General features: G+C 41.8%; 17 protein-coding genes. 16 read left to right on the forward strand and 1 reads right to left on the reverse strand.

Annotated features, from left to right (window positions below):
- Window positions 1–11 precede the first annotated feature (11 nt).
- The 14 genes from OP489_RS03155 to OP489_RS03220 all read left to right on the forward strand — a co-directional run bounded on the left by OP489_RS03155 (window position 12) and on the right by OP489_RS03220 (window position 20,197).
- A complete protein-coding gene (locus tag OP489_RS03155) occupies window positions 12–1,076 on the forward strand; it encodes a glycosyltransferase family 2 protein (protein WP_266162913.1) in 1,065 nt (354 codons plus the stop codon).
- A 13-nt stretch (window positions 1,077–1,089) separates the two neighbouring features.
- Window positions 1,090–2,511, forward strand: a complete 1,422-nt coding sequence (locus OP489_RS03160) for an O-antigen ligase family protein (protein ID WP_266162914.1) — start codon at window positions 1,090–1,092, stop codon at window positions 2,509–2,511.
- The gene (locus tag OP489_RS03165; protein WP_266162915.1) at window positions 2,508–3,497 is read left to right on the forward strand and encodes a glycosyltransferase; all 990 of its coding nucleotides are present in this window, start codon (window positions 2,508–2,510) and stop codon (window positions 3,495–3,497) included. Before OP489_RS03160 ends, OP489_RS03165 begins: the two co-directional genes overlap by 4 nt.
- A gap of 14 nt (window positions 3,498–3,511) precedes the next feature.
- Complete coding sequence (locus tag OP489_RS03170; protein ID WP_266162916.1) at window positions 3,512–6,208, forward strand: C39 family peptidase; 2,697 nt, start codon at window positions 3,512–3,514, stop codon at window positions 6,206–6,208.
- A 27-nt stretch (window positions 6,209–6,235) separates the two neighbouring features.
- Window positions 6,236–9,094 (forward strand): GH25 family lysozyme, encoded by a 2,859-nt coding sequence (locus tag OP489_RS03175; protein WP_266162917.1) that lies wholly within the window; start codon window positions 6,236–6,238, stop codon window positions 9,092–9,094.
- A 202-nt stretch (window positions 9,095–9,296) separates the two neighbouring features.
- Window positions 9,297–11,972 (forward strand): L,D-transpeptidase family protein, encoded by a 2,676-nt coding sequence (locus OP489_RS03180; protein ID WP_266162918.1) that lies wholly within the window; start codon window positions 9,297–9,299, stop codon window positions 11,970–11,972.
- Window positions 11,973–12,105: 133 nt separating this feature from the next.
- The gene (locus OP489_RS03185; RefSeq protein WP_266162919.1) at window positions 12,106–13,110 is read left to right on the forward strand and encodes a LacI family DNA-binding transcriptional regulator; all 1,005 of its coding nucleotides are present in this window, start codon (window positions 12,106–12,108) and stop codon (window positions 13,108–13,110) included.
- 281 nt (window positions 13,111–13,391) lie between these two features.
- Window positions 13,392–14,420: a D-allose transporter substrate-binding protein gene (alsB, locus tag OP489_RS03190; RefSeq protein ID WP_266162920.1), complete on the forward strand. Its 1,029-nt coding sequence runs from the start codon at window positions 13,392–13,394 to the stop codon at window positions 14,418–14,420.
- Window positions 14,421–14,595: 175 nt separating this feature from the next.
- Window positions 14,596–16,122, forward strand: coding sequence for a sugar ABC transporter ATP-binding protein (locus OP489_RS03195; protein ID WP_266162921.1), 1,527 nt, complete (start codon window positions 14,596–14,598; stop codon window positions 16,120–16,122).
- 18 nt (window positions 16,123–16,140) lie between these two features.
- Window positions 16,141–17,121 (forward strand): D-allose ABC transporter permease, encoded by a 981-nt coding sequence (gene alsC, locus OP489_RS03200; protein WP_266162922.1) that lies wholly within the window; start codon window positions 16,141–16,143, stop codon window positions 17,119–17,121.
- Between the two features lie 40 nt (window positions 17,122–17,161).
- Complete coding sequence (alsE, locus tag OP489_RS03205; RefSeq protein ID WP_266162923.1) at window positions 17,162–17,848, forward strand: D-allulose 6-phosphate 3-epimerase; 687 nt, start codon at window positions 17,162–17,164, stop codon at window positions 17,846–17,848.
- Window positions 17,849–17,862: 14 nt separating this feature from the next.
- The gene (gene alsK / locus OP489_RS03210; protein WP_266162924.1) at window positions 17,863–18,795 is read left to right on the forward strand and encodes an allose kinase; all 933 of its coding nucleotides are present in this window, start codon (window positions 17,863–17,865) and stop codon (window positions 18,793–18,795) included.
- A 53-nt stretch (window positions 18,796–18,848) separates the two neighbouring features.
- Window positions 18,849–19,316, forward strand: a complete 468-nt coding sequence (rpiB, locus tag OP489_RS03215; RefSeq protein ID WP_323135414.1) for a ribose 5-phosphate isomerase B — start codon at window positions 18,849–18,851, stop codon at window positions 19,314–19,316.
- Between the two features lie 272 nt (window positions 19,317–19,588).
- Complete coding sequence (locus OP489_RS03220) at window positions 19,589–20,197, forward strand: HAD family hydrolase (protein ID WP_266162925.1); 609 nt, start codon at window positions 19,589–19,591, stop codon at window positions 20,195–20,197.
- Between the two features lie 49 nt (window positions 20,198–20,246).
- Here the strand turns inward: OP489_RS03220 and OP489_RS03225 are convergent, their stop codons facing one another.
- Window positions 20,247–20,831 (reverse strand): helix-turn-helix domain-containing protein, encoded by a 585-nt coding sequence (locus OP489_RS03225; protein ID WP_266162926.1) that lies wholly within the window; start codon window positions 20,829–20,831, stop codon window positions 20,247–20,249.
- Window positions 20,832–21,115: 284 nt separating this feature from the next.
- On the opposite strand from OP489_RS03225, the gene OP489_RS03230 reads away from it, so the two are divergent.
- Both OP489_RS03230 and OP489_RS03235 read left to right on the forward strand, forming a co-directional pair.
- Window positions 21,116–21,535, forward strand: a complete 420-nt coding sequence (locus OP489_RS03230) for a Fur family transcriptional regulator (protein WP_266162927.1) — start codon at window positions 21,116–21,118, stop codon at window positions 21,533–21,535.
- A gap of 38 nt (window positions 21,536–21,573) precedes the next feature.
- Entirely contained in the window at window positions 21,574–22,119 is a 546-nt protein-coding gene (locus tag OP489_RS03235) for an NADH peroxidase (protein WP_266162928.1), read from the forward strand.
- Window positions 22,120–22,184: the final 65 nt, after the last annotated feature.

A 22,184-nucleotide genomic window follows, 5' to 3' on the forward strand; every position in this document is an offset into this window, starting at 1 on the left:
AGGGGGATTTTATGGCTCAGGTAGATGTGGTCGTACCGGTTTATAATGTAGAAAAGTTTTTGCCGGCCTGTGTGGATTCTATTTTGCAGCAGACATTTTCTGATTTTTCTTTGTTGCTGGTAGATGATGGTTCCACCGACAAAAGCGGGAGTTTGTGCGACCAATATGCAAAAAAAGATTCTCGCATTTCGGTGATTCATAAAGAAAACAGAGGCCTTTCTCATACAAGAAATGTTGGGATCGATCATGCAGATGCGCAATATCTTTTGTTTGTGGATTCTGATGATTTTCTGGAGCCGGATACGCTGGAACAGACTGTTTCGGCAGCACAGGAAAGCGGAGCGGATCTAATTCTTTTTGGATATTATGTAGATGTGGTGAAGGATGGAAAACTGGAAGACCGTACCTGTAATCTTCCGGAAAAAGCGTTTTTGTCGGATCCGGTTGGGATTGCGGAGCGAATGGTTTCTCTCAAGCGGAATTTTTTGTTCGATCCAGCGTGGAATAAATTATATCGGACAGAGATTCTAAAAAACAGCCAAGTTAGAATGCCTGAGGGCGAAATATTTGAGGATACAGCGTTTAATCTGTCGTTGCTTCCTTTTTTGTCGTCAGTTGACTTTTTAAATAAATGCTTTTATCATTATATGCAGCGTGACGCAAAGCGAATTACGAATTCTTACCATCCGGAAAAACCGGTATTTCTGAAAAAAAGGCATTTAAGCCTGATAAAGTATCTGGAAAGATTCCCGCAGATTGGAAAAGAAACGATTGCAACGGCGAATTTCATTTACATTAAATATGTCTTTTCGGGATGGATCGATCTGTTTTTGCCGGAATGCCACCTGACAGCCGAAAAGCGGCTGCAGCTGATTCGAAAAGATTTGGAAGAACCGGTCTTTCAAAAAGCTTTGGCAGATGCAGGCGGTACTTCTAAGATGGAGAACTTAGTATTAAAGATTGCAAAATCCAAAAATCCGAAAAGAATTGCGTTGTTTGCAAAATTTTTGTATCGGATGAAATATCAAAATAAGAAATTATTTTTCTTTTTAAAGCGGAAAAATATGGAAGAATAAGAGGGGAATCTTTTTGACAGAAAAAACCGACCATTTACAGCACATATGGAATATCAGCCGAGCAGTTACAAATTTTATGCTGGTATTTTTTGTTATTTATTATGTTCTGCAGTGTACAGCAATCAGCTTTCGTTTGTCTAACCTGTTTATTATTGCGGCGTTTTTTGTAGTGCTGTGTATTCATATTTTTATTACATTGAAATATAAAAACATTCAATTTTCTTTGAGAAATCGTCATGATCCTAAAAGTCTGGGACATTATATCGGAAAATTGGACCTCGTTTTATTCGTTTTTTTGTTGATTAACAGTATTTGGCTGCTGATTATTCCTAAAATGAATGGAGGTTCTATTTCTCAGGCGGTTTCAGAAGCGGGGATGCTTTTAGTATTTGTTTTGTATTTTCCACTGGCAGTTTTGATTCGTATCAAAGAGATTCAATTTGAAACGATTTTAAAAATCTTTTTTCGAACCATTGTCGTTTTGGCTGTGATCCATATTGGCCTTTGGATTTATGAAACCGGCCATAAAAATGGTGTGCAGGGAATTCTGAATTACATAGGAGTTCATTTTGGCAAGATTTTTCGGACGGCGGATTTGATTTCCGGATGGGGAATCGTGCGGATTGTATTTTCCAATTCTTTGCTTTTAGGAATTGGACTTTTGCTGCTTTTCCTTAAAGCAGGCAGCTTTAAGCCTTTAGATTACGTTCTTGGAGCAGTTTTGACCTTTGGCGTTATTTGTCCGGGTCTTCGTTCCCTTTGGGGAGGAACTGCTGCAGGATTCGGGGTTATGGCAATCTATTTTGTTTTTGCTGTTTATAAAGGCCGCAAGAAAGTTTGGAGACAAATGCTCGCATTTGTTGTGGTAGTGGCGGCTACGGTTTTGCTGCTCAACGGTACCCTTTTTCATGGAACAATTTTAAATCGTCTCATGAATACGTTTAACGGAAATGCAGTGACTTCTTCGGACCTTTCTGCGTCGCCGAAGAGTGCTTTCGATGAAGATATTGATACGATCGGAACAGCAGTTTCCAACACCTATAAGAAGGAAGAATCTCAAAAACTGATTCATGCTTGGCTGCAAAAGCCGGTTTTAGGCAGCGGTTATGGCGGAAGCATTGAAGGATATCCGGGAAAATCTGCTCCTTATGCTTACGAGATGACCTCTCTTTCTCTGCTCTTTAAGATGGGAGTCGTAGGATTTGCCGCATGGGTGCTTTTAGTAGTCAGCATGATGATTCATGCAATTCGAAATTGGAAAAAGAAGCCGTGGAGACTGGCGGTTTGGTTCGCAACTTTTACATGCTTTTTCCTTACTATTCAGACCAATCCATTGCTCTTTACGGCGAATGCCCTGAGCTTTATTATGTATCTTGCTTTGGCAACGGTTGGCGCCGAGCAACCTGAACAAGAAAGGCTGGAAAGATCAAAATGATTTCTGTTGCGATGGCGACTTATTGCGGAGAGAAATATATCCTACAGCAGCTGAATTCTATTTTGCATCAGACGCGTCCTGTTGATGAAGTAGTCATCAGCGATGATGCTTCGAAAGATCAAACTGCACAAATCGTCGCGCGCTTTATTAAAGAAAATCATCTGGAAGAAACTTGGCATCTGATTGTGAATGAGCACAATCTAGGGTTTAACGGGAACTTTTTTTCTGCATTGGATCATACGCACGGAGAGATCGTGTTTCTAAGTGATCAAGATGACGTATGGCTTTCGAACAAAGTGAAAGTCATGACAGAATATATGGAGCTTCATCCGGAGTGTATGGCACTTTCTTCTGCATATACGCTGATTGACGGTAACGGAGATCCGTTTTCCGAAGAAAATAAAGTTTTAAATGCGATTACAGATCAGGGAGGCAACCTAGAGCCGGTTTCAGTTGACAGCCAGATTGTTTGCTCTCGTATTCGAGGCTGCGCGATGTGTTTGCGGCGTCCGGTGATCCAGAAAGCAGATCGTGAGCATTTAAGTCCCATTTTAGGACATGACTGGGCACTTAATATGATGGCTGCCCTTTTGGGAAAAAATCAAATCTTACATCAGCCACTTTTTCAGTATCGCTTTCACGGAGATAACAATTCTCTTTCTGCAGTTTCCCGTAAGACCCTAATTGATGATACGGAAAAAAGAAAAGCTGCTCTCCAAAAATCGATCGAAGCGCATGAATGGATTTTAAAAACAAAAGACCAATATCCGTGCCTTACCGACGGGGATGCTGAAGAAATTCAAAAGGCAGTTGTATTCGAAAAAAAGAGGTTGATTTTTCTTTCAAAAAAACATTTTTCTTCCTGGCTTTCTTTGATAGGAAGCTTAAAAGAATATGAGCGATATTACCATACCACAAAGGGAGCATGGAAAGTGTATTTTGGAGATCTATGCTATGCTTATCAAATTAATTTTAAGATTCGTTAAGGAGGCATTCTCCCTTGAAGCACAAACAATTTGGAATGATGTTGGTAACGGCGTTATTAGGCGTTGGGACTGCTTTGATTCCGGTATATGCTGCGGAACAGACCTCGTCATCTGAAAATGCACTTTCTTCTTTTTCACAGGAACAAGTAGAATCCCAATCTGTTTCGGAGAGTAATAGTCAAGTATCCTCAACACCTTCGACGTCATCGAAATCAGCAATAACATCTGATACCAGCGCTTCTGTTTCCTCGGCTTCTTCGAGCGTAAGTGGGAATCCATCTTCAGATGTAGAAGGGACTCCCTCATCAAAAGAATCGTTGCAGACAGTGACTCCGCCAGTTTCTGATGGCTGGAAAACAGAAAGTGGAGCTGTCTATTATTACAAGAATGGACAGAAGCAAAAAGGTTGGCTGCAGCTGGACGGAAAGAAGTATTACCTGGATGCCCAGACAGGAGTCAGAAAGACAAAAGAACTATTTCAGACAGAAAAAGGCTTCAGCTATGCGCAGGCAGATGGAACGATTCTGAGCGGCGGCAAGCAAAAGGGGGACGATGGGAATCTCTATTTAGTAAGCAGCGATGGGATTTTACGAGATCCTGGTTTGCTTGTAACTCCAGACTATGACGGTTACTGGGCACCTTACTATATCGACCCTAACACCCATGCAGTCAAGACCGGACTTTTCAGTGTGAATGGGACTTATTATTATGGTCGGGAAGACAAAGGGTATCTTGTCTGCGGAAAATACAAGGCACCGGACGGAAATACTTACTTAGCAAATAGTGATGGCACTTTGCGGAAATCCGGTTTGCTGATAACTCCGGACTATGATGGTTATTGGGCACCTTACTATATCGATCCTAACACCCATGCAATCAAAACCGGGCTTTTCAACATAAACGGGACTTATTATTACGGTCGGGAAGATAAAGGATATCTTGTCTGCGGAAAATACAAAGCTCCGGACGGAAATACCTACTTAGCCAACAGTAACGGTACTTTGCGAAATTCCGGTTTGCTTGTAACTCCGGACTATGACGGTTACTGGGCACCGTATTATATCGACCCTGCGACCCATGCAATTAAAACAGGGCTTTTCAACATAAACGGGACTTATTATTACGGTCGGGAAGATAAAGGATATCTTGCCTGCGGAAAATACAAGGCACCGGACGGAAAGACTTACTTAGCAAATAGTGACGGTACTTTGCGGAATTCTGGTTTGCTGATAACTCCGGACTATGATGGCTACTGGGCACCGTATTATATTGATCCTGCGACTCATGCAGTTAAAACAGGGCTTTTCAGCGTGAACGGGACTTATTATTACGGTCGGGAAGATAAAGGATATCTTGCCTGCGGAAAATATAAGGCACCAGACGGAAAGACTTACTTAGCAAACAGCAACGGTACTTTGCGGAATTCTGGTTTGGTTGTAACAAATCAGTATGACGGCTATTGGGCACCGTATTATATTGACCCTGAAACTCATGCAGTTAAAACTGGGCTTTTCAGTGTGAATGGGACTTATTATTATGGCCGGGAAGATAAAGGATATTTTGTCTGCGGAAAATACAAAGCACCGGACGGAAAGACCTACTTAGCAAATAGTGACGGCACTTTGCGGAATTCTGGTTTGGTTGTAACAAATCAGTATGATGGCTACTGGGCACCGTATTATATTGATCCTGAAACCCATGCAGTTAAGACAGGCCTTTTCAACATAAACGGGACTTATTATTACGGTCGGGAAGATAAAGGATATTTTGTCTGCGGAAAGTATAAAGCTCCGGATGGACATTTTTATCTTGCGAATAGTGACGGGAAACTGCTGACTCAAACTGGATGGCTTGAGACGAGTCAGTATGATGGGGTTACAGAACGCTATTATCTGGAAAATCCAACCGGAAATTATTCGACTGTTAAAACGGGAAAATTCAGTGTGGATGGCCATGATTATTACGGTCGGGAAGATAATGGATCTCTTGTGATTGGCCTCTATTATGCTCCGGATGGAACCTGTTATTACGGAGACCATAATGGAATTTTGGGAACAGTTCCCGATACAGCACAGATTAATGTTCCGTATTTTAGCCAAGAGGGAGACTTCCCAACTGGATGTGAATTAGTGAGCGCATATATGGTGCTGCAATATTATGGAGTTCCTATTTCTGAGGACGAATGGGTTTCTCGTATCCCATGTACGGATTTGAGTTCTATTGATTCGTGGCCTGAACTTGCTGGCCCTAGTCCAGATGAATGTTTTGTTGGAAATCCATATCTTTTAGATGGATTTGGGTGCTTTCCACCTGTCATTGTAGATGCAATGAATCAGGTTTTACCGGAAGGGCATAGAGCAATGGTCACAACTGGAACTCCTTTGCAGGAGTTGGCAGAATCGTATGTATCGGTTGGAAAACCCGTCCTTGTTTGGGCAACAATTAATATGATTCCTAGTTATCCTTCCCTGACATGGATGATTACAGATCCCGGAATTCAATCTGTAGATTATTATGATTATTGGGATTCTGTTACCGGCGAAACCTTTACATGGCCTGCTAATGAGCATTGTTTGGTTTTAGTCGGGTATGACTCAGACTATTATTATTTCAATGATCCCTATGATGGGAATGGAGTAAAAGCTTATGACCGTGCCCTTGTGGAAAGCCGTTTTCTGGGTCTTGGGTGTCGAAGCGCAGTCGTTTTATAAAAAATTTTAGAAAGGGGATCAATCACTTTGGTCGTACATAAAAGAAAACTTAGCTTTTTAGGAACAATTTTGTTTGGACTTGCTTTGTGTACATTCCCTGTTAATGCACAAGAAGTTAGTAGTTCGGAACAACCTTTTGAAAATCCAGTGTCAAGTGTCCAGTCGGCCTCTGTTCCTTCTGTATCTTCTGCATCAAGTGCAGTAGAAAGTTCAACGTCAAGCTTATCTTCATCTTCTGAGAGCACTAGTGAACAAAATACGGTTTCCTCGGCTCCTTCGAGCGTAAGTGGGAGTCCATCTTCAGATGTAGGAGGGACTCCCTCATCAAAAGAATCGTTGCAGACAGTGACTCCGCCAGTTTCTGATGGCTGGAAAACAGAAAGTGGAGCTGTCTATTATTACAAGAATGGACAGAAGCAAAAAGGTTGGCTGCAGCTGGACGGAAAGAAGTATTACCTGGATGCCCAGACAGGAGTCAGAAAGACAAAAGAACTGTTTCAGACAGAAAAAGGCTTCAGCTATGCGCAGGCAGATGGAACGATTCTGAGCGGCGGCAAGCAAAAGGGGGACGATGGGAATCTCTATTTAGTAAGCAGCGACGGAATTTTACGAGATCCTGGTTTGCTTGTAACCCCAGACTATGACGGTTACTGGGCACCTTACTATATCGACCCTAACACCCATGCAGTCAAGACCGGACTTTTCAACATAAATGGAACTTATTATTATGGTCGGGAAGATAAAGGGTATCTTGTCTGCGGAAAATACAAGGCACCGGACGGAAATACTTACTTAGCAAATAGTGACGGCACTTTGCGGAAATCCGGTTTGCTGATAACTCCGGACTATGATGGTTATTGGGCACCTTACTATATCGATCCTAACACCCATGCAATTAAAACCGGGCTTTTCAACATAAACGGGACTTATTATTATGGTCGGGAAGATAAAGGCTATCTTGTCTGCGGAAAATATAAGGCACCGGACGGAAATACCTACTTAGCCAACAGTAACGGTACTTTGCGAAATTCCGGTTTGCTTGTAACTCCAGACTATGATGGTTATTGGGCACCTTACTATATCGACCCTAACACCCATGCAATCAAAACAGGGCTTTTCAGCGTGAACGGGACTTATTATTACGGTCGGGAAGATAAAGGATATCTCGTTTGCGGAAAATACAAGGCACCGGACGGAAGTACCTACTTAGCCAACAGTAACGGTACTTTGCGAAATTCCGGTTTGCTTGTAACTCCAGACTATGACGGCTATTGGGCACCGTATTATATTGATGCGCAGACTCATGCAGTTAAAACCGGGCTTTTCAACATAAACGGGACTTATTATTATGGTCGGGAAGATAAAGGATATTTTGTCTGCGGAAAATATAAGGCTCCGGATGGAAAGACCTACTTAGCAAATAGTGACGGCACTTTGCGAAAATCCGGTTTGTTGATAACTCCGGACTATGACGGCTATTGGGCACCGTATTATATTGACCCTGAAACTCATGCAGTTAAAACTGGGCTTTTCAGTGTGAATGGGACTTATTATTATGGCCGGGAAGATAAAGGATATTTTGTCTGCGGAAAATACAAAGCACCGGACGGAAAGACTTATTTAGCAAATAGTGATGGTACTTTACGGAATTCTGGTTTGGTTGTAACAAATCAGTATGACGGCTATTGGGCACCGTATTATATTGATGCGCAAACCCATGCAGTCAAGATTGGGCTTTTCAACATAAACGGGACTTATTATTATGGCCGAGAAGATAAAGGCTACCTTGTCTGCGGAAAATATAAAGCACCAAACGGAAAAACCTACTTAGCAAATAGTGACGGCACGTTGAAAGTTTCTGGATGGGTTTCTACGTCTGACTATGATGGTAGTTTGCAGATATACTATATTGATGCAGATACTCATGCAGTTAAGATCGGACTTTTTATGGTTGATGAGAAAAACTACTATGGCCGAGAGGACTATGGCTATATTGTTCGAGGTACCTATACCAATCCGAACGGAGATGTTTATACTTCTAGCGATGATGGCGTTTTGAATGATAAAATGCTTGGAGTGGATGTTTCTAAATATCAAGGGGTTATCGATTGGAATAAGGTCAAAAATACTGGAATTTCCTTTGCAATTATACAAGCAGGTTATGGGGATAGCTCTACCCAAATTGATCCATATTTTATTAAAAATATCGAAGGGGCTCTTGCGGCGGGCATTAAGGTTGGTTCCTATTGGTTTAGTTATGCCACGAGTGTTGAGGATGCCAAACTGGAAGCTTCTGTTTTTGCAAACGCATTGACTCCTTATAAAGATCGTTTGACTTTCCCTGTATTTTACGATTTTGAATATGCTTCTTACAACTATTATCAAAAAATCAACAAAGTTGAACCGACCAAAGAAAATATTACCGATATGGCGGTTGCATTTATTGAAGCAATGAAATCCGCGGGATATATTGCTGGAAATTATACGAACTTGGATTATTATCGAAATTATTTTGATTATTCCAAATTGGAGCAGTATCCGATGTGGTATGCGCAATATGAAGTTGCTTCTCCAGATGTAAAGACTTCTCTTTGGCAGTACAGTTCTAAGGGAACAATAGACGGAATTAACGGAGATGCAGATTTGGATCGGTATAATATAGCCGGGCTTCCTGAATCGCCGAAGACAGGAATTTGTACGGCAACCGAGGGATCTGTAAATGTCAGACAGACGGCTCCGAATGGAGATCCAATTAGCCAAATTTCCCCTAATGAAGAGGTCGTTGTTTTGGATCAACAACTTGTAAATGGAGTTGTTTGGTATCAGATTCGGAAAACAGATGGAACAGTTGGCTGGGTCTGTGGAGAATACCTAAAGGTTCAATAAAATTCATAATGAAATAAAAAAGATTGCAAGCCTAGAATAGTAGGTTTGCAATCTTTTTTTATGTTGTCTAAAAATAAAAACGAAAGCATATAGATTTAATTGGATACATATACAAATTTTAGAAATTTTAATAAAATAATTTTGTAAATTTTTAAAATTTATGCTAAAATATTTATATTATAAAAAGAAGTAGGGAAAAGTGATGAAAGCATTTAAAAAAATGCTGTGCATAGTCAGCATAGCTACCTTTACCGCTGCGGCGGTGCTTCCTTTCGCTTATGCGCAGGAAGCAGAAAGCCCAAAAGTAGAAACTACAGTTGTACAATCTGTATCTTCTGCATCAAGTGCAGTAGAAAGTTCAACGTCAAGCTTATCTTCATCTTCTGAGAGCACAAGTGAACAAAATACGGTTTCCTCGGCTTCTTCGAGCGTAAGTGGGAATCCATCTTCAGATGTAGGAGGGACTCCCTCATCAAAAGAATCGTTGCAGACAGTGACTCCGCCAGTTTCTGATGGCTGGAAAACAGAAAGTGGAGCTGTCTATTATTACAAGAATGGACAGAAGCAAAAAGGTTGGCTACAGCTGGACGGAAAGAAGTATTATCTGGATTCCCAGACAGGAGTCAGAAAGACAAAAGAACTGTTTCAGACAGAAAAAGGCTTTAGCTATGCGCAGGCAGATGGAACGATTCTGAGCGGCGGCAAGCAAAAGGGGGACGATGGGAATCTCTATTTAGTAAGCAGCGATGGGATTTTACGAGATCCTGGTTTGCTTGTAACCCCAGACTATGACGGTTACTGGGCACCTTACTATATTGACCCTAACACCCATGCAGTCAAGACCGGACTTTTCAGTGTGAATGGGACTTATTATTACGGTCGAGAAGATAAAGGGTATCTTGTCTGCGGGAAATACAAGGCACCGGACGGAAATACTTACTTAGCAAATAGTGACGGCACTTTGCGGAAATCCGGTTTGCTGATAACTCCGGACTATGATGGTTATTGGGCACCTTACTATATCGATCCTAACACCCATGCAATCAAAACAGGGCTTTTCAACATAAACGGGACTTATTATTACGGTCGGGAAGATAAAGGATATCTTGCCTGCGGAAAATACAAAGCACCGGACGGAAAGACTTACTTAGCAAACAGCAATGGTACTTTAAGAAATCCTGGTTTGTTAATAACTCCGGACTATGACGGCTACTGGGCACCTTACTATATCGACCCTAACACCCATGCAATCAAAACAGGGCTTTTCAGCGTGAACGGGACTTATTATTACGGTCGGGAAGATAAAGGATATCTCGTTTGCGGAAAATACAAGGCACCGGACGGAAATACTTACTTAGCCAACAGCAACGGCACTTTGCGAAAATCCGGTTTGCTTGTAACTCCGGACTATGATGGTTACTGGGCACCTTACTATATCGACCCTAACACCCATGCAATTAAAACAGGGCTTTTCAGCGTGAACGGGACTTATTATTACGGTCGGGAAGATAAAGGATATCTCGTTTGCGGAAAATACAAAGCACCGGACGGAAAGACTTATTTAGCAAATAGTGATGGTACTTTACGGAATTCTGGTTTGCTGATAACTCCGGACTATGATGGCTATTGGGCACCGTATTATATTGATGCGCAAACCCATGCAGTCAAGATTGGGCTTTTCAACATAAACGGGACTTATTATTACGGTCGGGAAGATAAAGGATATCTTGCCTGCGGAAAATATAAGGCACCGGACGGAAAGACCTACTTAGCAAATAGTGACGGCACTTTGCGAAAATCCGGTTTGCTTGTAACTCCGGACTATGACGGCTATTGGGCACCGTATTATATTGATACGCAGACTCATGCAGTCAAGACTGGGCTTTTCAGCGTGAATGGGACTTATTATTACGGTCGGGAAGATAAAGGATATTTTGTCTGCGGAAAGTATAAAGCTCCGGATGGACATTTTTATCTTGCGAATAGTGACGGGAAACTGCTGACTCAAACTGGATGGCTTGAGACGAGTCAGTATGATGGGGTTACAGAACGCTATTATCTGGAAAATCCAACCGGAAATTATTCGACTGTTAAAACGGGGTTCTTTGATTTAAACGGATATTCCTATTATGGAATTCCGGATGAAGGCCATGTTTTAAGAGGAAAAAAGGTAATTAGCGGACAGATGTTTCTTGCAGATCAAGAAGGCCATTTGCAAGAGACGACCGGTTGGTTTATCACATCGGAATATGATAACGGAACTTTGCAACGCTATTATTTAAATGATTCTGCAGTCTCAGGACATCCTGGTGCCATAATTGGTGCGTTTACTGCAGATGGAAAAAAGTATTACGGCCGAGAAGATACAGGATATGAAGTACGCGGAACTTATCGCGCTCCCAACGGTACCATTTATTATGCGGATAATGATGGCGTTTTGATGGATGTACCGCCTGAAATTGCAGAGATGGAAGCGCGTGCACAAGGGTATAGCAGTGATACCAATTATTTAATCCTTGTCAATACGAGTGTGCATAAAGTTTCCGTGTTTTATGGATGGTCCGGAAACTGGAACCGCCTTTATACATGGGATTGCGCAAATGGAGCGCCGGGAACCCCTACAATTACTGGAGAATTTTCTACATCGTCTAAGGGATATTATTTTGATTCCGGTTCTGCAAGATGCTTTTACTATACACAGTTTTATGAAGACTTTCTGTTTCATTCCACTTTGTATTATCAGTATCCAACGCCTGATTACCCGATGGATGATCGGGTTGGAATGGCACTTTCACATGGATGTGTCCGTTTAAAATTGGAAAATGCAAAATGGATTTATGATAATATTCCATATGGAACTAAGGTCGTTTCTTATTGAAATATTGGTTTATATTGGCTTTTGTCGTCAGAAATTTAATTTCTGACGACAATTTTATCTTAAAAAGGATCTTGCAAAAATACGCGCGAATCAGTATGATATTTAGGTATGATAAAAGAAAGAGGAAGCCGTCATGGAAAAAGCGAAAAGTATTAAAGAAATTGCCAAATTGGCCGGCGTTTCTACGGCAACCGTTTCGCGTGTGATCAATCAGAATGGTCGCTTTTCAAGGGAAACGGAAGAACGTGTGCGCCGTGTGATCCGAGAAAACGATTATATCCCGAATATGAGTGCGAAGGGATTGCGAACCAGCCGTACCCGCGTAGTAGGAATCATTGTACCGGATATTACGAACCCGCATTTTGCAAATTTAGTCCTTCATTTGGAGATGGATTTATTTCGAAGAGGATATTCCTGCCTGATTTGCAATACAAATGAATCCGAAGAGCTGGAAAGTAAACACATCCAGTCTTTAACAGCACAGAATGTCAGCGGAATTGTGTTGATTTCCGGAATGAGAAATTATGAGGAACTTGGAGATTTGCCGGTTGTCTATGTGGATCGCCCTTCCAATAGTCAGGACAAAGAAGAAGTGATGATTGAATCTGATAATGAAGAGGGTGGATATCTCGCAACAAGAGAACTGATTCAATCCGGATGCCGCCATATTTTGATTTTAAAGAGTTTGGGAAACGATTCTAATCAGTTTGCCCGATATTGCGGATTTCGGCGTGCATTGGACGAATTCAAGATTAAAGAAGAGCGCTCTTTATGTATTAATCTGAAAGCTGTTTCGATGGAAGAAGCCAGAGAGTCCATTTTATTTATGTTGGATCGAGAAGCGAAATTTGATGGCATTATGTCAACTACAGATACGTTGGCCGCCGGTGCTGTGATTGCTTTGCGTGAGCGTGGATTAGAAGTTCCAAAAGATATTTTAGTGACCGGATTTGATGACTGTCAAATAGCGGCAGCATGTGGGCCGGGGATTACCAGTGTGCATCAGGATATTGACCAGATGTCTCGGATGGCTGCAAAGCTCCTTTTTGAAATGATGCATGATGGAAAGCAAATTCACAATCATTATCGTCTTCCTGTGAGTTTAACGGTGCGAAATTCGACTTGTCGTTCAAAGTGATTCCTTAATTAAATAAACAAACAAAATTCCCTGATTTTTTCCAAAATCAGGGAATTTTGTTCACTTTGTAGCTTGATTGTGATTGTTTTATCTTTCACAATGAGCAACTTGCACAAATTGCGCAAACGATTACTCAACATTCATCCGAAAAAAAATTCATGTATTGACTTATATTTGGCACAATAGTATATTGTAAATGAAAGTGGGAAATCGATTACATTTTATGATTTCCCGAAAATATCCGAGTTTGTATCGGAACAAAATTTAGGAGGAAGTTTAGTATGAAAAAAATGAAAGCTTTTATTGCAGCAGTTATGGCTGCCGCAATGAGCCTGAGCATGGCAGCCTGCGGGTCGTCCAGCTCATCATCCACAGCATCTACAGCAGCATCCGGTTCTGCTGCCAGCACTGCAGCAGCTTCAGGAGAAGCTCAGTATGCAGTTGTTCTGAAGGTTCTGTCCAGTCAGTTCTGGCAGAGCATGCGCGATGGAATTCAGGCAGAAGCTGATAAGCTCGGCGTCAAAGTTGACATTTATGCCGCAAATACAGAGGATGACGTTGAAGGTCAGGTTTCTTTACTTGAAAATGCAATTTCCAAGGGAACTTACAAAGCAATCGGCGTTGCTCCAATTTCCGATGTAAACCTGAACAATGCAATTGCAGATGCAACTTCCAAGGGAATCAAAATCGTTGATATTGATGAAAAAATCAACATGGATGCACTTTCTAAGTTGGGCGGTGCTTGCTATGCTTATGTTGCAACTGATAATAAAGCAGTTGGCAAGATGGGCGCAGAGAACTTGATTAAGCAAATCGGCGGTTCCGGCGAAGTTGCTATCGTTGAAGGCAAAGCCGGTGCTGTTTCCGGTGAAAATCGCCGCGACGGTGCAAAAGCTGCTTTTGAAGCAGCCGGCTTGAAAATTGTAGAGAGCCAGCCTGCTGATTGGGATCGTACCAAGGCATATGATGTTGCAACCAACTATATCACGGCTCATCCGGATCTGAAAGCAATTTATTGCTGCAATGATACGATGGCAATGGGCGTTCAGGAAGCTGTTGAGGCTTCCGGAAAAGACATCAAGGTTTGCGGAACCGATGGCAATGACGATGCAATTCAGTCTGTAGCTGATGGTAAACTCGCAGCTACAGTTGCACAGGATCCTGCTTCCGTTGGCGCAAAAGGACTTGATTTGTTGACTGAGGCTGTTCAGAAAGATGTAAAGCCTGAGGTCGGTGCAGACGTTCCGGTTTACAGCATTAATGCAATTCTGATTACCAAAGATAATGCTTCTCAATATATCAAAAAGTAAGATGATTTTTTAAGAAGTATTGCGAACGGCGCCTCTGCAAGAAATTGCAGCAGGCGCTGTGAGCGGTAGGCACTGCAGAAAATTTGAAGTGCCTACCTTGCTGACAGCGTCTGGCCGAACCGAATCTTTAGAATATCTTTAGAATCGGATTTTACTTTGAAAGGAGAGAATACGTTTGGAACCAATTGTTCAAATGAAGAATATTACCAAGCGTTTTCCAGGGGTTGTAGCACTTAACAAGATTAATTTTGATGTGTGCCCCGGTGAGGTGCATGTTTTACTTGGAGAAAATGGTGCAGGAAAATCGACTTTGATGAAGGTGCTTAGTGGCGCTTATAAGCCAGATGAAGGAAGCATTGTACTTAACGGAAAAGAGTATGACAGGTTGACTCCGCATTTGTCATCTGAAGGCGGAATTAGCATTATTTATCAGGAACTTAGTGTCGTTAACTGGCTTGATATTCGTGAAAATCTTTTTATGGGGCGGCTGCCTATGAAAAAGGTAGGCCCTGTCTCTGTTGTTGATTATGCAACAATGAATGCTAAAACAAAAGAGTTGCTCAAGAAAGTGAATCTTTCCCATTGTACACCGACCACCAATGTAGGGGATTTAAGCATCAGTGAAAAGCAGATGGTCGAAATTGCAAAGTCAATTGCGTTCAATGCAAAAGTGATCGTGATGGATGAACCGACCTCTTCTCTTACAGAAGACGAAGTGCAAAAGCTTTTTACGATTATTCGTCAGCTCAAGGCAGAGGGACGCGGGGTCGTTTTTATTTCCCATAAGCTCTCCGAAATTTCAGAAATTGGGGACCGAATCACCATCTTAAAAGATGGTGGATATGTAGGAACTTATAATGTTTCTGATCTGACAACCGATGATATGATCCGAAAGATGGTTGGCCGTGAGATTAAAGGAACCTACCAGCATTTGCCGGAAGAGCATTATCAGTTCGGTGATGTAATGTTTTCCTGCAAAAATCTTACCCGTAAAGATCATTTAGTCGAGAATATTTCTTTTGATCTTAGAAAAGGGGAAATTTTAGGTTTTTCGGGATTGGTCGGAGCAGGCCGCAGCGAGACAATGTGTGCGGTTTATGGAGCTGCACCAAAAATTTCCGGCGATATTTTTTTGAATGGTAAAAAGTTAAAAATTAGAAATCCTTATGACGCTTTGCGCAATGGAATCGGGATGGTAACAGAAAACCGGCGTGAAACCGGATTTTTCCAAAATTTCAGCAATCAGCGAAATATTGCGATTGCGAGGCAGCTAAAAGAATCTAAATTAGATGGATTAATCGGCCTTACCAATGAAGTAGAAGAAAGGAAAATGGCGGACGAAGAGCATGAATCCATTCAAATTAAGTGGACTTCGCGCGAGCAGCTGACATCACAGCTTTCAGGCGGAAATCAGCAAAAAGTGATTCTGGGCAAATGGATGGCTGCTAATGTAAAGGTTTTGATTTTTGATGAGCCGACAAAAGGAATTGATGTCGGAACCAAGAGTGAGATTTATAAATTAATGCGCAGACTCGCAGATAACGGGATCGGTGTAATCGTTGTTTCCAGTGAAATGCCGGAGCTGTTGGGACTGTGTGACCGGATCATCATTATGGCGAACGGTCGGATCACAGGCAGTTATGATATTGCAGAAGCGACGGAAGAAAAGCTGGCAAAGGCAGCCACCAGCGAGACGGCATAATAACGGGAGGAAAGTAAGTTGAAAACGAAGACGATTGAGAAAAAGAAATTCACTTTCAGCGATTACTGGGATCGCTACAGTACGATTACGATTCTTGCAATCATGATCGTTGTATTTGGAATACTGCGGCCTACCAGTTTTTTGACGACAGGAAATCTGGTTAAGATTATGGAGCAAAGTTCCATTACGATTCTTCTGGGGCTTGGAGAATTTTTTGCTATTTTGCTTGGCGGAATTGATTTGAGTGTCAGTTCGATTATGGCGCTTTCTGGTGCAGTGACCGCAAAACTGATGATTAATGCGGGATTTGATCCGTGGTTGGCCATTCTGGTCGGCGTTGTTTTCTTTGGCCTGTTTGTTGGATTGGTCAACGGCGTTTTGGTGACGGCAACGGGCCTTCCGCCTTTCATCATCACTTTGGGCACACAGGCAATCCTTCGCAGCCTTGTTTATATCGTTACAGATGCGCGTGCGGTATCCGGTTTACCAGCCTCATTCTCTACCAGTATCGGCGGAAAACTTTTCGGCGTAGTTCCAGTTCCGATCATTGTAGCACTGGTTGCAGCAGCTGTTTTAACTTTCTTTACAGTAAAATGTCAGTCCGGCCGTAACCTCTATGCACTAGGTGGAAATACACAGTCCGCATGGTATGCCGGCATTACAGTTAAAAAGCATACGATTATTGCTTTTGCGATTTCCGGACTTTGTGCAGCTTTAGCTGGAATGGTCAACATTGCAAGACTGGCAGCAGCAGAGCCGAACGCAGGTACTGGTTACGAAACGTATGCAATCGAAGCTGTCATCATCGGCGGTGCTTCTTTCTTCGGTGGAATCGGCAAAATCCCGAAGGTGATTATTGGTGGTTTAATTATCGGTGTTATCAATAACGGCCTCAACATGGTGGGCGTTTCCAGCTATTATCAGCAATTGGCGATGGGCTGCCTGCTGATCATTGCCGTAACGTTGGATCGTTTCTTCGGAGCAAGCCGCAAGAGCTGATTTTTAAGAATAAGTAAAAAACTCTGGAGGAAAAGAAAAAATGAGACCTAAATTTTCAGTTAGCTTAATGTGTATGGATTTTCTGGATATAAAAAACCAGATCAAAATTTTGGATTCCAATATGGATGGATATCATATCGATATTATGGATGGTCATTATTGTAAAAACATTACCCTGAGTCCGGACTTTATGCGTGCGTGTTCCCGCGTCGCGAAAAAGCCAATGGATGTGCATTTGATGACAACAAATCCTAATGATTGGATCGATGCCTGCGCAGAGGCTGGAGCCGCAATGATTAGTCCGCATGCAGAAACAATGAATACGGATTGCTTTCGGACCCTCAACCATATCGCACAGGTTGGCTGTAAGTTAGGTGTAACGCTGAATCCGGCAACTCCGCTCTCTTATTGCAAACACTATCTCAATCGCATTGATGTTCTGACTTTGATGACGGTAGATGTTGGATTTGCAGGTCAGCCGTTTATTGAGGAAATGCTTGATAAGATCAAAGAAGCAAAAGAGCTGCGTGAGAAAAACGGGTGGCACTATCAGATTATGATTGATGGTTCCTGCAACCAAAAGACTTTTGGACGCTTATATGAAGCGGGAGCAGATGTTTTTGTGCTTGGTTCTTCCGGACTTTTTAGCTTGGATTCCGATCTGGAGACAGCCTGTCAGAAAACGAAAGACAATTTCCAAAAGGAAACTGGAGTAAAATGCCTATGAACGGGGGAGGTACCATGGCAATTACAGAGCAGCTTGTGCTCGGAATTGATATCGGCGGTACCAATATGCGATTTGGTCTGGTGAATGATGCGTTGGAATTAACCGCTTTTGAGCGACTGAGTACAAGAGAAATATTTGGGGCCGAGTGTGACCCTGCTCAAAGATTGGCGGATTGTATCAAAACCTATTGTGATCGCCATATGGAAGGGAAAATGCCGAAAGCAGTTTCGATCGGTTTTCCTTCTACTATTAATAGAGAAAGAACCGTCGTTGTGCAAACCCCCAATATCAGCTGTATTTCAGATAATTTGGCAATTGTAGATGTACTGGAAAAGACTTTAAAGATACCGGCCTTTATCAATCGCGATGTCAATGACCTCTTGCTTTTTGATCTGGAAGATTTAGGGGTCGCTGATCAAGACTGTGTGGCTGGAATTTATTTCGGCACCGGAATTGGAAATTCAGTGATGGTGGATGGAAAAATCCTGTTGGGGCATAATGGAGTTGCCTCGGAGCTGGGACATTTGCCCGTCTATGGAAACCATCGGATTTGCATGTGCGGAAATGAAAGCTGTTTAGAGACGCTTGTTTCAGGAATTGCTCTTGAACGGATTCAGAGACAAGAGTTTCCGGATACACCAATTCAGGAATTGTTCGCAACGAAAATGGATACTTCTATTATGAGAGAGTTTTTAACAGGAATGGCTCAGACGGTAGCAGCAGAAGCAAATCTGTTTGATCCGGACTGCCTGATTATTGGCGGTGGGCTTTTGCAGATGAGAGGTTTTCCACGGGAACTCTTTGAAAAAGAAGTGCATCGTTTTGCTAGAAAACCTTATCCGGAAAAGACTTTGGATATTCGTTATTCGAGGCCAAATCAGGAAAATGGGGTAGTAGGTGCCGCTATTTATGCACAAAAGCGCATGCAGGATTTGAATTATTTATAAGTTGTAAAATGAAAGCTGTCGTTTTAGAAATTTAGTTGTAATCGGAGGCAATTATGAAATTAGCAATTGGAAATGATCATGTTGCAGTTGAGATGAAAAATCAAATAAAAGCTTATCTGGAAGAGAAGGGGATTGAAGTGATCGATGTTGGCACAAACAGCACCGAGCGCTTTAATTATCCGATCAGCGGATATAAAGTAGCGAAGCTGGTGGCATCTGGAAAGGTAGACGGCGGCGTACTGATATGTGGAACCGGAATTGGAATTTCTCTGGCAGCAAACAAAGTAAAAGGCATTCGTGCATGTGCTTGCAGTGAGCCTTATTCCGCAAAGCTTTCCAAGCAGCATAATAATTCCAATATTATTGCATTTGGAGCACGTGTTATTGGAATCGAAACAGCCAAAATGATTGTTGATGAATGGCTTGGAGCAAAGTATGAGGGTGGCCGCCACCAGGTACGAATTGATATGATTTCTGAAATCGAAAATACCGGCCATTTGAAAGCGGCCGATGAAGATTAATGGTTTAATTTTGCTTTTGTCTGATATTGGAAGCAGTTATCATAGGGAGCGTCATTGATTGGCAGAAAGAAAATAATTTGCAGCTTTTGTTGGGAAACTGTAAAGAGAATCTGTTTTCTTAATTGGTGCCTTTGCGATGATGAAAGATGCAAAAGACTAATCTCATTTTGGGGGATTAGTCTTTTGCGTTTTTTAGAAGAATATGGTATACTTTCCACACGCAGCTTTCGTAGAGGCTTTATAGGCTGAATCTGCAAATAGGAGGATTTCATATGATTAAAAATATGATTTTTGATATGGGAAATGTACTGTTGGACTATAATCCTCAGAACTATGTAAAAGCATTTTTGCACAGTGAAGAAGATCAGGACATGGTGTTGACGGCTCTATTTGGCGGGCAGGAATGGCTTGATCTGGATCATGGCCTTATCACAGAGCGGGAAGCTTTAAAAAAAATGCTTCAAAAGCTGCCTAAGAGTCTTCATCAGGAGGCCAGTGCACTTTTTTATGGGTGGCAGAATTATACACGCCCGATTGAGAGCGTTAATTTACTTGCGATCAAGCTTCATAGGGCAGGCTATCATCTCTATCTGCTTAGCAATACGGGAGTGCGGCTTCATGTTTATGCGCTTCGCCTTCCAGCGTTACAGTATTTTGATGGAGTGGTTATGTCTGCAGATGTTCAGCAGGTAAAGCCTGAACCGCAGATTTATCAGATCCTTTTTGATCGTTATCATCTGGATCCTAAAGAATGTTTTTTTATTGATGATTGTGAGCAAAACCTAAAAACCGGGGAACAATTTGGAATGCATGGCTATTTGTTTGACGGAGATGAGAAAAAATTAGAGTCCGCCTTGCGTAAGGAAAAAGTCAACTGGTAAAAAAAGCAGCCTGAAATCTTGCGAAAAGATTTCAGGCTGCTTTTTTATTTTAGACAGTGATAGAAAAAAGTCCGTGTCGGTTGCAGAAAGCATAGAAAGTTCCATGCCCACGGATTTTAAAGCGTGCTTCTGCATTTTGCTCTGGATAGAGTTTGATCATTTGAAGTTGCCCGGCGGAAAGATAAGCAAAAAAAGAAAGATAATGCTCCTTTTCCATGGGATGATGGCATGAGACTAAATATTCGTCCTCTATTCGTTCTGCTTTCAATGGATGCTCCGAATCAATTGCTTCGGCTTCTAAAGGAGGAAGCGCAATTCCACAGCAATGAAAAGAACCGTTTCCAACTGCATAAATAATATTTCCGCAGACCGGACAAACATAAAAGTTTCCCTTCCTTAAATTTGCAGAACGGTTTTCATTGGAAAATAATTGTCCTGATAAAAGCTCTCCAATCGAGACGCCAAGTGTTTCTGCCAGCGGTTTTATTAGTGTAATATCCGGGAGCCCTTTTTGTGTTTCCCATTTTGAGATTGTTTTATCGCTGACTGCTAAAAGTTCTGCCAACTGTTTCTGTGTTAATTTTTTCTTTTCACGTAATGCCTTGATGGTAGAACCCGTTACATATTGATCCAAATAAATCCCTCCCATATCTTTTCTGCTTTCAGCATAACGCAGATTAAAGTTTCATACAACCTACGTTTCGCAGAGTCCTTATAAAAGCATGGCTTTAAGGAAAATAAAAATATTTTTAAAATATTGAAAAAAAGTCTTTACATTTTCAAAACGAAGTAGTATTATAAAAACAAGAAAAGTAATCATTATTAAATTTGTTTTGCAGCCCTTGCCCTTTACAAATGCCAAAAGATTTAGTAAAGTAAATTAAGAACAAATATTATAAATTATTGGGGACATGGACTATGGAAAGAAAACAGAATTACAGCCGAAAACGAGAAGCGATTCTTACCGCTTTGCAGAAGACGAAAATCCATCCCACAGCGGAATGGGTTTATCAGGAACTGAAAAATGAATATCCTGATCTAAGTTTAGGAACCGTCTACCGCAATCTTCGCCTTTTTAAAGAAGAGGGCGTTATCGCTAGTGTAGGCGTCGTAGATGGGCAGGAACGTTATGACGGAGATATTACACCGCACTCTCATTTTGTATGCACAAATTGCGGAAAAGTAATCGATGTTAATGACGAATTTGTCGATCCGGAAGCAGATACAATGGTTGCACGAAAATGTAAAGTAAAAGTGTTAAGCCATTCTGTTTGTTTTAATGGAATTTGCATGGAATGCCTGGAGGCTTTGAAAAAAGCTGAAACAGGTTCCAAATAAATTATTTGCCATCAATTTTTTTCAAGGAGGAAGTAAAAATGAAAAAATGGGTTTGTTCTGTATGTGGTTATGTATATGAAGGCGAAGTTCCGCCGCTGTTCTGCCCCCAGTGTAAAGCACCTCGGGAGAAATTTGTAGAGCAGGTTGAAGAGAAGAGCCAGGGCTTTGCATGTGAGCATGAAATTGGCGTTGCACAGGGCTGCGACCCTGAAGTTTATCAGGGTCTTCAAGCAAACTTTAACGGAGAATGCAGCGAAGTTGGTATGTATCTTGCCATGAGCCGTCAGGCAGAGCGCGAAGGGTATCCCGAAATTGCAGAAGCTTTTAAGCGCTATGCGTTTGAAGAGGCTGAGCATGCTTCGAAGTTTGCAGAGCTTCTGGGCGAAGTCCTTACAAAGAGCACCAAGAAGAATCTTGAGATGCGTGTAGAGGCTGAAGCTGGTGCATGTAAGGGCAAGCTGGATCTTGCAACGAAAGCAAAAGCACTTAACTACGATGCTATTCATGATACTGTGCATGAAATGGCGAAAGATGAGGCACGGCATGGATGCGGATTCCAGGGCCTTTTAAAGCGTTATTTCTAATTGGTATAAAGAAGAAATGGAGACGACCATTTTTCCCTTTCCATTTATGTGAATTTCATTTCCAT

This window comes from Caproicibacterium sp. BJN0003, assembly GCF_026314295.1.
Lineage (GTDB): Bacteria > Bacillota > Clostridia > Oscillospirales > Acutalibacteraceae > Caproicibacterium.